This is a genomic window from Micromonospora sp. NBC_00898, from assembly GCF_045207895.1.
In the GTDB taxonomy this organism is placed as follows: Bacteria; Actinomycetota; Actinomycetes; order Mycobacteriales; family Micromonosporaceae; genus Micromonospora.
On sequence record NZ_CP108775.1, the window covers coordinates 2,579,265 to 2,592,970 of the forward strand.

At 72.2% G+C, this 13,706-nt stretch carries 10 protein-coding genes and 3 pseudogenes; 2 read left to right on the plus strand and 11 right to left on the minus strand.

What is annotated here, in order from left to right:
- Position 1: 1 nt before the first annotated feature.
- From OG799_RS12630 to OG799_RS12640, 3 genes are all read right to left on the minus strand, one after another.
- Positions 2-1,264, minus strand: a complete 1,263-nt coding sequence (locus OG799_RS12630) for a sugar ABC transporter substrate-binding protein (RefSeq protein ID WP_406045217.1) — start codon at positions 1,262-1,264, stop codon at positions 2-4.
- Entirely contained in the window at positions 1,261-2,259 is a 999-nt protein-coding gene (locus OG799_RS12635) for a LacI family DNA-binding transcriptional regulator (RefSeq protein WP_406045218.1), read from the minus strand. The genes OG799_RS12630 and OG799_RS12635 overlap by 4 nt, the downstream gene beginning before the upstream one ends.
- Positions 2,260-2,441: 182 nt before the next feature.
- On the minus strand, positions 2,442-3,473 hold the full coding sequence (locus OG799_RS12640) for a LacI family DNA-binding transcriptional regulator (protein ID WP_406045219.1): 1,032 nt from the start codon (positions 3,471-3,473) through the stop codon (positions 2,442-2,444).
- A gap of 119 nt (positions 3,474-3,592) precedes the next feature.
- Between OG799_RS12640 and OG799_RS12645 the strand changes: the two genes are divergently transcribed.
- Positions 3,593-5,995, plus strand: coding sequence for a beta-galactosidase (locus OG799_RS12645; protein WP_406045220.1), 2,403 nt, complete (start codon positions 3,593-3,595; stop codon positions 5,993-5,995).
- A 12-nt stretch (positions 5,996-6,007) separates the two neighbouring features.
- Here the strand turns inward: OG799_RS12645 and OG799_RS12650 are convergent, their stop codons facing one another.
- From OG799_RS12650 to OG799_RS12675, 6 genes and pseudogenes are all read right to left on the minus strand, one after another.
- Positions 6,008-6,901, minus strand: a complete 894-nt coding sequence (locus tag OG799_RS12650) for an arginase family protein (RefSeq protein WP_406045221.1) — start codon at positions 6,899-6,901, stop codon at positions 6,008-6,010.
- Positions 6,902-7,398: 497 nt separating this feature from the next.
- Positions 7,399-7,632: pseudogene (locus OG799_RS12655) on the minus strand (PH domain-containing protein); the annotation flags it as partial.
- Between the two features lie 122 nt (positions 7,633-7,754).
- Positions 7,755-8,969 (minus strand): RNA-guided endonuclease TnpB family protein, encoded by a 1,215-nt coding sequence (locus OG799_RS12660; protein WP_406045222.1) that lies wholly within the window; start codon positions 8,967-8,969, stop codon positions 7,755-7,757.
- Positions 8,966-9,073: pseudogene (locus tag OG799_RS12665) on the minus strand (IS607 family transposase); the annotation flags it as partial. The gene OG799_RS12660 and the pseudogene OG799_RS12665, both read right to left, overlap by 4 nt.
- 58 nt (positions 9,074-9,131) lie before the next feature.
- Positions 9,132-9,380 (minus strand): annotated as a pseudogene (locus OG799_RS12670) (PadR family transcriptional regulator); the annotation flags it as partial.
- 100 nt (positions 9,381-9,480) lie between these two features.
- A complete protein-coding gene (locus OG799_RS12675; RefSeq protein ID WP_406045224.1) occupies positions 9,481-10,746 on the minus strand; it encodes a GDSL-type esterase/lipase family protein in 1,266 nt (421 codons plus the stop codon).
- Between the two features lie 223 nt (positions 10,747-10,969).
- Between OG799_RS12675 and OG799_RS12680 the strand changes: the two genes are divergently transcribed.
- A complete protein-coding gene (locus OG799_RS12680; protein WP_406045226.1) occupies positions 10,970-11,302 on the plus strand; it encodes a putative quinol monooxygenase in 333 nt (110 codons plus the stop codon).
- Between the two features lie 58 nt (positions 11,303-11,360).
- Here OG799_RS12680 and OG799_RS12685 read toward each other — a convergent pair whose 3' ends face one another.
- Together OG799_RS12685 and OG799_RS12690 are read right to left on the minus strand one after the other, a co-directional pair.
- Complete coding sequence (locus tag OG799_RS12685; protein WP_406045227.1) at positions 11,361-12,935, minus strand: Na+/H+ antiporter; 1,575 nt, start codon at positions 12,933-12,935, stop codon at positions 11,361-11,363.
- A 125-nt stretch (positions 12,936-13,060) separates the two neighbouring features.
- The gene (locus OG799_RS12690) at positions 13,061-13,681 is read right to left on the minus strand and encodes an L-threonylcarbamoyladenylate synthase (RefSeq protein ID WP_406045228.1); all 621 of its coding nucleotides are present in this window, start codon (positions 13,679-13,681) and stop codon (positions 13,061-13,063) included.
- Positions 13,682-13,706: the final 25 nt, after the last annotated feature.

Sequence of the window (13,706 nt, forward strand, 5' to 3'; positions counted from 1 at the left end):
GTCAGGCCCCGGTGCCGATCGAGGTGGCCTGCTGCTGCATGGCCTTGGCGGCGTCCTCCGCCTTCTCGCCCGTCTTGCACATCTTCTCGACCTCGGCGTCGATCGCCGCGGACACCTGCTCCCAGGTGGCGATGGTGGGCGGCGACTTGGCGTCCTCGAGTTGCTTGCCGAACGTCGACAGCTGCGGGTCACCGCTCAGCGCCGGGTCGTCCCAGCCCTTCTTGACCGCGGGCAGGTCGTTGACCGTCTTGTACCACTTGGCCTGCACCTCGGGCCGGGACAGGTAGGAGACGAACTTCCACCCGCCGTCGCGGTTCTTGGCGTCCTTGAAGACCGCCAGGTCGCCACCGCCGACGAACGACGTGCCCGACTGCTTGGTGGGCATCGGCCAGAGGTCGTACTTGCCGACGCCGCCCTGGTCCTTCAGGACCGAGATGTGCCAGGGGCCGGAGACGAACGCCCCGATCTGGCCCTTGACGAAGGCCGGCTCGAGGGCGCCCTGCGGCAGATCCTTCGGTGCGAGGCCCTCGTCGAAGAAGGACTTGTAGAAGGCGAGGGCCTCGACCGCCTGCGGGCTGTCGAGGGTGAACTTCCCGTCCTTGGCCACGTCGCCGCCGTTCTGCCAGACGAACGGCATGACGGTCTGCCAGGAACCGGTCTGGCCGGGCTGGAGGTTGACGCCCCACTTGGCGCCGCCCTTGTCCTTGAGCGCCCTGATCGCCGACTTGAGCTCGTCCCAGCTCTTCGGCGGGGTGCTCACGCCGGCCCTGGTGGCGGCCGCCTTGTTCACGTAGAGCAGCCGCGTCTCCACGTACCACGGCACGCCGTAGGAGGTGCCGTCGACGACCGTGGTGTTCCACGCGCCCTCGTAGAAGTCGTCCTTCTTGACCAGATCGGACGGGGTCGCGTCGAGTCCGCCGGTCTTGGCGAACTCCCCCATCCAGGTGGTGCCGATGAGGCTGACGTCGGGCGTCTGCTTACCGGCGATCGCGGTTGCCAGCTTGTCGTGTGCGCCGTCCCACGGCACGGCGGTCACGGTGACCTTCGCGTCCGGATTCTCCTTCATGAAGTCGTCCGCGAGGGCCGAGAGCTTCTCCCCCTCGGCGCCCATGGCCCAGACCGTGATGTCGCCCTTCGCCTTGCCCTCGCCGACGGGCTTGGCCGCGTCCTGGTTGCCGCCGCGGCTGTCGCGGCCACAGCCGCTCAGCGCGAGTACCGCCGCGAGGGCCACGGCGACGCCCCTGCGGGTCCCTGTTCTCATCATGGAACCTCCATTTCAATCGGATGTTGGCCGCAGCTCGTGCGGATGACGAGCTGTGTTCGCAGCACCTCTCGCCGCAGCGGCAGGCGGGTGCCGGCCATGCGGTCCTGCAGCCATCGCGCCGCCGTCGCACCCAGCTCGCGCATCGGCTGGCGCACGGTGGTGAGCCCCGCATACCGGGCGGCCATCACGTCGTCCCAGCCGACGATCGCGACGTCGTCGGGGACGGACAGGCCCAGCTGTCCCGCCGCTGCCAGCGCACCCAGCGCGACCTCGTCGTTGGCGCAGACCAACGCCCGGGGCCGGGGCGAAACCGCGAGCGCCCGCTGCGCGGCCTCCTGCCCTGCTGGAAGATCGAAGGCGCACCGCACGGGTGCGCGAGGAAACCGGATTCCGGAGTCCACGAGCGCTGCGCGAAAGGCGTTGTAGCGGGCGGTCACGTCGGACGACTCGGCGGGGTCGCCCAGGTAGGCGAACCGCCGGTAGCCGTGACCCAGCAGGTGGTCGACCATCTCGCGAGCGCTGGCATCGCTGTCCGTCGTGACGGTGTCCAGCTCGCCGACCGGGGGCCGGGCCAGCAGCACGGTCGGCATGCCGGTCGCGGCGACCTGGGCGACCACGCCGTCGGACACGGTCCGGCCCATGATCGCCATGCCGTCGACGCGACGGGCCAGATCAAGCACCTTTCGGCCCGGATCCGTCCGCCCGTGCGTGGCCAGGATCAGGACGCTGCTGCCGAGCTCCGCGGCGACTTCTTCGTACCCGAGGATCACCTCGGCGTAGTACGGGCCGGACAGATCCGGGAAGACGATGCCGTTGGCCGCGTGCCGGCCCTCCGCCAGCGACTGCCCCAGGCGACTGGGTCGGAACTGCAGCTCCTCCACCGCCTCGAGCACCCGACGACGGGTCTCGTTGGCCACCTCCCCATGACCCCGCACCACCCGGGACACCGTCGCGATCGAGACGCCCACCCGCCGCGCGACCTCGTAGATCGTCACCTGCGATCGATCCTGTGGCTTCACCAGGGCTCCCAAAACGGAACGAAAAGCGGTTACACCTACCGGAAGCGCTTACAATGGACTGACTGTGGCATCGGTCACAATGATTGTCAACGGATTGACCGGCGCCGCTCAGCTGCTCTGACCGGGCCTGCGGCCAGCGCACCCGAACAGGGTTCTCCTCACGGGCCGGTACCTCCAGTCCCGGGGTCCGCCGGACAGCCGCAGCTGCGGCGCAGGACGAGTTCGGTGGGCAGCACGATGTCGCCGGCGCGGGGGCGCTCGGGCTCCTCGACCGCGGTGAGGATCAGGCGGGCCGCCTCGGCGGCCAGTTCGCGGACCGGCTGGCGGACAGTGGTCAGCGCCGGGTTGACCAGAGCGGCGATCGGGGCGTCGTCGAACCCGGTGATGACGAGGTCCTGCGGCACCCGCAGGCCCCGACCGAGCGCTCCGACGAGGACACCGAGGGCCGTCTCGTCGTTGGCACAGACGACGCCGCCGGGGCGGATGTCGGCGCGCAGCAGTTGTTCGGCGGCGAGGACGCCGTCCGCCTGCTGCAGAGCCACCGCGACGGGGGCGGACGGCGGCGTGATCCCCGCCGACCGGTGGGCGGCGAGAAATCCGGCCCAGCGTTCGCTGACGTCCGGCGACCCCTCGGGATTGCCCACGAACACCAGGTCGGTCAACTCGTGGTCGAGCAGGAGGTGCCGGGTCAGCTCGGCCATGGTGGCGACGTTCTCGGCCCGGACCGAGGGCACGCCGTCGGGGCCGTGCCCTGCCACCACCACGACCGGCACCATCTCGGCCAGCCGGAGCAGGGTCGGGTCCGAGATCGTGCCGCCGATGACCGCCACCCCGTCCACCCGCCGGCCCATTTCCAGCACCTGCGCGTCGGAGTCCGACCGCAGATGCGTGCAGAGGATGTGGACGCTGGCCCGCGACGGAACGGCCTCGGACTCGAAGCCCTGGATCAACTCGGTGAAGTACGGGCCGGACAGGCCCGGAAAGACCAGGCCGAGCGCGCCGTGCCGGCCGGCGGCCAGCGCACGGCCGAGGTGGTCGGGGCGGTAGCCGTGCTTCTCGATCGCGTCGAGTACCCGGCGGCGCATCTCCTCCGACACCTGGCCGGTGCCGTTGGAGACCCGGGAGACGGTGGCGACCGAGACGCCCGCCAGCCGGGCGATCTCCCGGACGGTGAGCCGACTGTTGCCCATGACTCCCCCGATCCGTAGCGTGCGATTGACAGAAACCGGTTTCAGGCGACCATAGGCAGGCGAGCGGAAGTTCACAAGAGTCCGGTCCACAATCGTCGGCGGGGGGAGCTGCAGGCCAAATGTCCACCGTGCTACTCGAGGACCGCAGGATCGTCATCGACGGCCGACCCCAGCTGCTGCTCTGCGGCGAGGTGCACTACTTCCGGCTGGCCCGAGCCGACTGGGCCGACCGGCTCGACCGGCTGCGGGACTGCGGCGGGGACACCGTCGCCACGTACGTCCCATGGCTGTGGCACGAGCTGCCGGACGGCTCGGTCGACCTGACGGGGCGTACCCACGAGCAGCGGGACCTGGCCGGCTTCCTGGACCTCGCGCACCGGCGCGGCCTGCGCGCGGTGGTCCGACCCGGCCCGTTCATCATGGCCGAGGTCAAGAACGAGGGCATCCCCTACCGGGTGTACGAGCAGCACCCGCACCTGCTGCCGACCACCTGGGGCGGCGCACCGATCAGCACCCGGACAACCGACTATCTCGCGCCGGAGTTCCTCGCCGCGGCCGACGCCTGGTACGCCGAGGTGATGCCGGTGATCGCCGATCGGCTCGCCGGGCGCGACGGCCCGGTGGTGGCGGTGCAGTTGGACAACGAGATCGGGATGCTGTCCTGGGTGACCAACTCCCCCGACCTCACCGACGGGCTCTGCGCCGACCTGGCCCGCTGGGCCGTTGACCGGTACGGCAAGGACGGCGCCGCCGCCCGTGTCGGCGCCGACCCCACCGACCCCCGGGCCTGGGCGACCGCCCTGCGCACCCCGGCGGAGCAACAGTCCCTCACGCTCCATGACGACCTGGGCCGCTACATGCGGGACCGCTACCGCCGCTACGTGGCCGCGCTGCGCGACAGCGCCGAGCGGCACGGCGTCCGGGGGGTGCCGTTGCTGGTCAACGTGCACGGGACCGGCGGCGGCCGGGGCCGCACCTTTCCCGTCGGGATCAGCCAGCTCTTCGAGTCCTATCGCGGCCAGCCACAGCTCACCTCCGGCTCCGATTACTACCTCGGGGACCTGACCGTCACCAACGTCGCCGACCTGTACGTCTCCAATGCCTTCCTGGCCGCGACGCACGGAACCGACCAGCCGCTGACCTGCCTCGAGTTCGAAGCCGGCAACGGCGACTACGGCGAGGACCTGGCGGTGCGCTACCCACCCGAGGCGATCGAGCTGAAGGCCCGGCTCTGCGTGGCCCAGGGCAACCGGCTGCTCAACCTCTACCTCTTCGCCGGCGGCCACAACCCGCCGCTGGCCGAGCCGGTCGGCGACGGCAACGACCGGATCGCCTTCACCGGCGAACGGCACGGCTTCGCCGCCCCGGTCGATCCGGAAGGACGGCTGAACCCGACGTACCACGCCGCCCGACGCGCCCTGCACGCCGTCCGTGGCGTGGCCGACCTGCTGGCCGACGGAGATGAGGAACACGACGGTCTGGCGTTGGGCTTCGTGCCCGACCACTACCTCACCGAGTACGCCCACCCCGCCTCCACCGCCCGGGCCGCCCAGGTGCGCGAACTGGAGCGGTTCCGCGGCATGGGCTCGCGGGACGTGCTGGCCCGGGCCCTGCTGCTCGGCGGATTCTCCTTCCCCGCGCTGAACCTTCAAACGCCGCCACCGGCCGACGCCCCGTCCGTGATCGCCCTGGCCAGCGCACCGACGCTCGGCGCGGACGTGCAGCGCCGGCTCGTCGACCACCTCCGGGCCGGTGGGCGGCTGCTGCTGCACGGGCCGCTACCGGAGCGGGACCATGACGGCACCCGCTGCGTGCTGCTCGCCGACGCGCTGGGCCTGACCGCCGACGGGTGGATGGAGGGTGGCCCGCATTACCACCCCTCCGTGGTAGGCCACGACTGGGCGGCGGGACCGGCGGAGGTCCGCGTCGGTTACGCCCAACTGCTCGCCGGCGCGGGCGAGCCGGTGCTCGTCGAGGTGGGCTCCGGCCGGCCGTGCGGGATGGAGGTCACGGTCGGCGCCGGGCTGGCCCTGATCATCGCGGCGGACCATCCCTGCCACCTCGACTTCTGGCGCGCGGCCCTGGACCGGCTGGGGGTGCGACGTCGGCTGCGCCACGATGCCGACGAACCCGGCCTGGTGCTCACCTCCACCGTCGACCGTGCCGGCCAACGCCTGCTGCATCTGCTCAACGTCGCCCCGTCGGCCGTCGAGTTCGGCCTGCGCCACCGGGACCGGCCCGTCCTGTCCGGACGGCGGCTGCGGATCCCGGCGCGGACCGGGCTCATCCTGCCAGCCGGCGTGCGGGTGGGAGCCGCGACGCTGGTGGAGACGAGCTGCGAACTGGTTTCCCGGTCGGACAGCGAGGTGCTGCTGCGGCCCACGCAGGCCGAGGACCTCGCGGTGTTCTCCACCGACCGGAGGGTGCGGGCCGACCGGGGGCAGGTGGATGTCGATGGCGCCACGGTCACCGTGACCATCCGGTCAGCCGATCGGGCGCCGGTCAGGATGACGTTCGGCTGACCGGGCGCAAGGTCAGACCGGGTCGGTCAGAACCGACAGCCCCTGGCGCAGACACCCGGCGAGGTGCGCGGCGATCTGCCCATCGGGGTCGAGGCGGGGGTTGAAGATCGTCACATCGAGGCCGACCGCCCGGCCGCCCGACATCGCCGTGCGCAGCACGGTCTCCAGTTCGGCCCAGGTCAGGCCGCCGGGCAGGCGGTAGTCCACGGCGGGCATGACGGCATCGTCGAGGACGTCGACGTCGAGGTGGACCCAGTAGCCGCAGGTGCCACCGGCCCCCAGCCAGTCGACCGCCTGCCGGGCCGCCTCGGCTGCGCCGGCTGCGCGCACCCGGTCGAGATCGATCGTGCGCAGTCGCGGCGGCAACGGCTGCATCCCGGCCTCCGTCGACTCCGCGGCGTCGCGGAAGCCGAAGGCGACGACATCCTCGTCCCGCACCAGCGGCCCACGGCCCTCGATGTCGGTCAGCACCCGAGGTCCGCGGCCCGTGGCCAGGGCGAGGTCCATCGAGGCGGCCTCTCCCGTCGGCTCCGCCGCCGGCTGGTAGAAGTCGGTGTGACCGTCGACGAAGAGCAGGCCGTAGCGCCCGCGCCGGCGCAGCGCGAGCAGGTTACCGAGGAGGATGCTGCAGTCGCCCCCGAGGACGACCGGGAACGAACCGCGGGCGAGGACCGCGCCGACCACATCAGCCAGGCTGGTGGCGTACCGCACGATCCCGTGCGGGTTGAGGACCCCCGTCTCCGGGTCCCGACGCGGGTCGTACGGCGGTGCGTCGACCCGGCCGGCCGCCACCGCCCCGGGCAGGTCGCGCAGACCGGCGCCGAGCAGCGCCGCCGGCAGGTCCTGCACGCCGGAGGGCCGCAACCCCAGCACCGACGGCGCCTCGACGATCGCCAGTTCCCGCACTCGTGACTCCCTCGCCACCGACCAGCCTAGAACGTCAATCGCCGGGACGGCCCTCAGCAGCCCGGATGAACCCCGAGGTCCGACCCGCTGCAGGCTCAGTCGGCGACGTCCGGCAACGGGTCCGCCAAGGTCGGGCGACGCCGGTGCGGGATCGGCCGACCGGTCTCCTGCTCGTCAACGGGTGATCGGGCGAGCGCTCCGAGTCGGCCGTCCGGCACGGCCGGCTGCTCGTCCAGGAACGCCGGCGCGGACAGCTCATCGGACACCGGCATCTCGCGCGGAGGTGCCGCCGCCGGCGGCGCGGGTTCGAGTCGGGTGATCGCCTCGGTGAGGGCGGCCAGGTGACCGGCCAGCTCGCCGACGCGCAGGATGACCTCCTGCCGCACCGACGCCGGGTCGCGCGGACCGGTCGCCGGCAGGGCCGGCTCCGGGCGGCTGTCGAGGAATGGCCAGCCGGGCGGGCCGCCCACCGCCTCCTCGTCGACCTCGGCGGACGGATCGCCGTCCGGCTCCTCGTCGACGTGGTAACCCAGCCGCGCCTCCACGGCCTCCGGCTCGTACAGCTCCTCGACCAGGCGCAGGTAGAGCTCGTTCGGGTTGGGCAGGTCCGCGATGGTACGGAGCACGTTCCGCCGGCTGGCCGACTCCAGGCGGAACGTGCCGTAGTTGAGCAGCCGGCCGAGGGGCGACTGCACGTAGCGCAGGTCGGTCACCTGCAGCAGCGGGATCATCCGTTCGGAGAATCTCAGTGATTCTCTTCCTGCTTCGCAGGTCCGCGCCCCGGCAAGCCGGGGACTTACAGGTCCTCCACAGGCGTTTCGTGTCTCCGGGGAACTGCCCGGCGACTGCACCGCTAGGCGGCGGCGTGCATGGCGGCCAGCAGGTTCCGGGCCGCGTTGTGGTCCCGGTCGTGGATGCTGCCGCACTGGCATGCCCATACCCGGCCGGAGAGGGTCAGTCCGGAGTTGATCGCCCCGCAGTCGCCGCACGTCTTGCTTGACGGGTACCAGCGGTCAGCCGCCCACACCTTCGACCCGTACCAGCCGGTCTTGTACTCCAACTGCCGCACGAACTCGCCGAACCCGGCATCGGACACGGCGCGGGCCAGGCGGCGGTTACGGACCATCCCGGCGACGTTCAGCGACTCGACGGCGATGGCGCGCTTGGTTCTCGCGAGCCTCGTCGTGAGCTGGTGCAGGAAATCAGTCCGCCTGTGCGCCACGGACAGATGCACAGCGGCGACCTTGCCGACGGCCTCAGCCCGGTTTTTCGACCCGCGCTGGCATCGGGCCAGGGACTTGTTCGCCCGTCGCAGCTTGCGCTGCGCCGCTTTCAACGCGCGAGGCGCGTGCACCTCCTCCACGGCGCCGGTGTCGTCAACGATCACCGCGAACGTCTTGAGTCCGAGATCGATGCCGCAGGTCGGCGCGTCCGCCCGCACCGCTCGCCGGGTGTTGACGTCGGTGCGGTCGAGGTCGACCTGGAAGGACACCCACCAGCGGCCGGCCTGCTCGCGCACCGTCGCGCCGATGATCCGGGCACGTCCGTCGCCGAGCCGGTCGGTCAGCCACGACATGTCCTCCCGGGTGGACACCGGGCCGATACCGGGCAGGGCAACCGTGCGCGGGTTGGCCGGTCGGGCCCGGTCGGCGTCGTAGCGGAACCGTGATCCGTGCTTGCGTTTGCGCCAGGTCGGGAAACCGATCCGGCGTCCACGGCGGGCGCCCTTGCGGGAATCCGCCCAGTTCTTCAGCCCCGCCGCCCGAACGCGGCACGCCTCCTTCGGCACCCGCGACGACAAACCCGCCTCGGCGAACCACGCGAACATGGTGGGATGGGTGCCTCGCCACGCCTTCTCCATCGCGGGCGCCGACCATGGGACGGGTGTCAGCACCTCGTCGGGTATGCCGTAGGAACGCTCGGCCTCCCGCTGGCCGAGCGCCGCCTTGACCAGCGCGAGGCAGAAGTTCTCCACCACCCGCGACAGGCCGGCGTGCTGGCCGAGCCGGACGCGTTGCCCATCCGTGGGGTTCAGCTCAACCCGGAATCCCTGCTTGGCGCGGCTCACGCGGTCGCCTCAACGGCCGCCATCGCGGCCCTCGCCTTGCGGCTGGCCGACCGCCGGCCATACAGGCGAGCGCAGAACGAGGTGAGCGCCTCCACCATGTCCCGGTCGTGGCCGCGGGGGCGGCGCGGCGGCGGGGGCGACGGCGTGCTGCCGGGCGGCCTCGGCGCCGGTCGGGGTGAGGCGGTAGTAGCGGCGCCTCGGACGTCCGTCGGCGCGGTCGGCCGGTCGCTCCCACGAACCGGTGACCCAGCCGGCGTCCTCGAGCCGGTCGAGCACCGCGTAGACCGTCGGACCCGACCGCCGCAGCGACCTCATCAACTGCCAGCCGTGCACCTCGGTCTGCTGTTCCCACGCCTTGAACAGCAGACCGAGCACGTCGATCGTCGCGCGGTTCATCGCCGGCGGAGCCATGGCTCATTCTAAAGACGACGTGCCACAGTGGAGGCTGTCGGTTTGCCGACTCGCCCGGGGTGGGCGTGGCGGTGCCCGGGCACCGCCACGCCACCTGAGGTCAGGCCGCGGCCTTCGCCTCGTGGAGCCCGAAGACGTCCAGCGGGATGGACCGGCCGAGGATCGCGTCGCCGGCCGCGTTCGGGTGGTAGCAGTCGTACCGCCAGGGTCCGTAGATCACCGTCGGGTCGTTCGGATCCTTCAGCAGGGCATCGAAGTCGAGGACGGCGTCGAAGGCGCCGGAGGTGCGGATCCACCGGTTGACCGTGAGCCTGGTCCGCTCCTTGACGCTGCCCGCCGGATTGCACATCGGCAGGATGGTCGCCCCGACGATCCGGTGACCGGCGGCGTGCACCCGGGCGGCGACGTCCCGCATCGCGCCGATGACCTGCTCGGGCGGCGCCGAGGGGGCGTACGCACCACCACCGATGTCGTTGGTGCCCTCCAGGAGGATGACGTACTCGACGCCGGGCAGGGAGAGCACGTCGCGGTCGAGGCGCAGCGGGGCCGGCGGGCCGCAGCACTGGTTGGTCGGGTCGTACGGGTTGGGTTGGACGCTGACGGTGTTGCCGCTGATGCCGGCGTTGGCCACGGACAGCTGGTGCCCCGGCGGAAGGGTGTCGATCCGCTGCGCGAGCACGTCGGTCCACCGCGGTCCGCCGCCGACCGCCTGGTAGCCGTCGGTGATGGAGTCGCCGAGCGTGACGATGGTGCCCCGCGCCGGGGAGCGCGCGGCGACGGCGTCCACCCACCACAGCGTGCCGCCCCGGAACGCGCCGAAGGCCTGGCCGGTCTCGTCCCGGGTGGCGTCGCCCGCCCCCACCGACAGGAACGAGCCGGGGGTGTCGGTCTGCGGCGGCGGGAAGGTGTGGTCGTTGACCGGCGCGCCGGGGGCGTACACGGTGACCGCGAGGTGGTCGCCGGCCCGCACGCGCAGTCGTACCGGGTCGGACCAGACGCTGGCGCCCGGCGCGATCGTGACGCCCGGGGCGCCGGCGAAGGTCACCGGCCGGAGCGACCCGGGCAGCAGCGCGGGATCGTCCACGCGAGCCTGCCGGCCGACGGACGCCGCGCGGACGGTGACGGCGGTGGCCCCGAACGGGTTGGACAGGCGTACCCGAGGTTGCTCCCCCCTTGCCGTCACGGTCAGGACGTTGCGGACGGTCGCGTCGGGCGCGATGCCGTGCACGCCCTGCAGCGCCGACCCGGTGAGGGTCACCTCCGCGGACCGCGGCCCGCCCGCGACCGCCGGCCAGGCGGGCGCCGACAGGCCGGCGGCGGTGAGTACGGCGGTGAGAAAGGCGCTGGTCGCCAGTCGTGTCCTCATGGGTTCTCCCGCCTCCGGATGCTGGTCATGGTGCCTCCCCGTCGAAGCGATCGATCGAATGACCTTGATGCTTCTCGTCGGGTCGCCGCGGGCAAAGCTTCCGGTCGCCGGTGAGCGGCCAGCGGACGGGCGGGAGCGGCGACCGGCGGGTTCCGGGCGATGAGCGGTGGGTGGAGGTTCCTTCACGCGGACCGGGGCGCGGCCGGCTGGGTAGCCTCGACCCATGATTTTCATTACCGCCAAGTTCCGGGTGCGGCCGGAGCACGCCGACCGCTGGCCGCAGATCGCCGAGGAGTTCACCGCAGCCACCCGCGCTGAGCCGGGCTGCCTGTGGTTCGACTGGTCCCGCAATCTGGCTGACCCGACGGAGTACGTGCTGGTGGAGGCCTTCCGGGACGACGAGGCCGGCGCGGCGCACGTGCAGTCCGAACACTTCCGCGCGGCGCAGCGGACCCTGCCGCCGCACCTCGCCGAGACGCCCCGGATCGTCAACGTGACCGTCCCGCAGCAGGACTGGTCCCGGCTCGGCGAGATGGCCGTCCCCGGCGGCGAGTAGCCGGCGGATCACGTCCGCGGTTTGCCCTTGAGCCGGCCCGACGGCGAGGAGCGGGCGGTCAGTCCTCGACGGTCGGGCCGATCAGCCGGATCTCCTCGATGTCGATGGCCGCCTGCACCTCCCGCTGCACCGCGTCGTCGATCTCGTTGTTGTCACGCAGCCGGGTGATCTCGCGGCGCTTGTGTTCGAGCACCGCGAGCCGCAACCGAAGCGCGATCTCGCGTTCCTGCGCCGTCCGACGGTCCTCGGCGGAGCGGACGTCGTCGAGGTGCTCCTGGTAGTCGCTGCGGAGCCGGTCGACGGCGTCCGGTGACGCGCCGAGTTCCGCGGCGACCTGCGGCAGGGCGGCCAGCCCGGCCTCGGTGGCCCGGATCCGGGCGAGGCGTACCTCGTCCGCCCGCTCCTCGTCGCCCATCAGGCGCGCCCAGGTGACCACGGCGGGCAGCGTGGTGCCCTGGATCAGCATGGTCAACACGATGACGGTGACGGTGACGAAGACGATCAGGTCGCGCTCGCGGACGGGCGTGCCGGCGCTGGTCGCCACGGGGACGGCGAGGGCGGCGGCGAGGGAGACCGCCCCGCGGAAGCCCGCCCAGCCGGCGGCGGTGCGGACCCGCCAGTTGAACTGGCGGCCCTGGCGGGACTCGCGGCGGTCGAGGCTCTGCAGGGCGGGGATGGCGAGGTGCAGCCAGCCCATCCGGGTGACCACGACCACGACGGTGACCGCCGCCGCGATGCCGAGCGACTGGGTCGGCGAGTGGCTGGTGATGCTGCGCAACGAGCGTGGGACCTGCATGCCGAGCAGCACGAAGAGACTGCCGTTGAGCATGAAGGTGGAGAGGTCCCAGAACGCGTACGCGGTGATTCGGGAGCGGGCCCGGATGACCCGCGGCCCGGCGTACGACAGCAGCAGACCGGCGACCACCACCGCGAGCGGGCCGCTGGCGTGCACCGAGTCGGCGAGCAGGAACGCGACGAACGGGGTGAGGATGCTCAGGCCGCCCTCGCGCAGCGGGTCGTCGACGTGCTTGCGGATCAGGATGACCGCCCCGCCGACCAGCAGGCCGGCGGCGACCCCACCGGCGGCGGAGCCGACGAACCGGCCGAGCAGGCCGGGCGCGCCCGGCAGCGCGCCGCCGGCGATCACCGCGACGGCGACGGAGAAGAGCACCAGGGCCGTACCGTCGTTGATCAGGCTCTCGGCGCGCAGGGTGGTGAGGATGCCGCGCGGCATCCGTTTGGCCAGCCCGGCGACCGCGGCGGCGTCGGTCGGCGCGAGGACCGCGCCGAGCACCCAGGCCGCCGCCGGCTCGACCCCGAGGGCCTGCGCAGCGTACGCGACCGCGACCATGGTGAGCACCACCAGCGCGACCGCCAGCAGGGCGATGGCCCCGAAGTTGGCCCGGATCTCGCGGAGGCTGATGACCAGGCTCTCCCGGTAGAGGATCGCGGGCAGGAAGAGCAGCAGCACCACGTCCGGTTCGAGCACCACGTGCTGGAAGGCCGGGAGGAGGCCGAGCAGGGCGCCCATCGAGATGAGCAGGACCGGCGGCGCGACGCTGTACCGGCCGCCGATAGTGGTGCCGATCAGCACCGTCATGCCCAGCACCGCGATCAGCACGAGCCCGCTCACGTCGCACTCCCGTCATCCGATCGCCGCCCGCAGGGCGGCGGAAGGATCAGGTGCCGGCCGCCGCCCCAACATCGTGGAACGGCGGGCGCGGGACGCGCGGTGGAACCGGGTAATTGGCGCGGGGGCTACTCGAAGCGGGCGGTGTCGCCGGCCCCGCGTCGCAGGATCTCCGGCTCCGGTCCGGACAGGTCGACCACGGTCGTCGGCTCCAGGCCGCAGTCGCCCGCGTCGACGACGGCGTCGAGGAGGTGGTCGAGCCGTTCCTTGATCTCCCAGCCCTGGGTCATCGGCTCGTCCTCGCCGGGCAGGAGCAGGGTGCTGGAGAGCAGCGGTTCGCCGAGTTCGGCCAGCAGCGCCTGGGTGACGGTGTGCTTCGGCACCCGGACGCCGACGGTGCGCTTGCGGGGGTCCTGGAGCCGGCGGGGCACCTCCGCGGTGGCCGGCAGGATGAAGGTGTAGCTGCCGGGGATGCACGCCTTCACCAGCCGGAAGACCGAGTTGCTCACCTTGACGAACTGGCCGAGCTGGGCGAAGTCCCGGCAGACCAGGGTGAACTGGTGCCGGTCGTCGAGCCGCCGGATCTCCCGGATCCGGTTGAGTCCGCCGCGGTTGCCCAGCTGGCAGCCGAAGGCATAGCAGGAGTCGGTCGGGTAGGCGATCAGGCCGTCGTCGCGGAGCAGGTCGACGACCTGCCGCAGAACCCGGGGTTGCGGATTGTCCGGATGCAGGTCGTAGTACCTCGCCACAGCGGTAAGCCTATGCCGCCACCCC

Coding starts and splice junctions, on each gene's coding strand:
- OG799_RS12640 (WP_406045219.1), bottom strand. CDS start 3,473: ATGGGCAACAGTCGGCTCACCGTCCGGGAGATCGCCCGGCTGGCGGGC.
- OG799_RS12645 (WP_406045220.1), top strand. CDS start 3,593: ATGTCCACCGTGCTACTCGAGGACCGCAGGATCGTCATCGACGGCCGA.
- OG799_RS12630 (WP_406045217.1), bottom strand. CDS start 1,264: ATGATGAGAACAGGGACCCGCAGGGGCGTCGCCGTGGCCCTCGCGGCG.
- OG799_RS12680 (WP_406045226.1), top strand. CDS start 10,970: ATGATTTTCATTACCGCCAAGTTCCGGGTGCGGCCGGAGCACGCCGAC.
- OG799_RS12675 (WP_406045224.1), bottom strand. CDS start 10,746: ATGAGGACACGACTGGCGACCAGCGCCTTTCTCACCGCCGTACTCACC.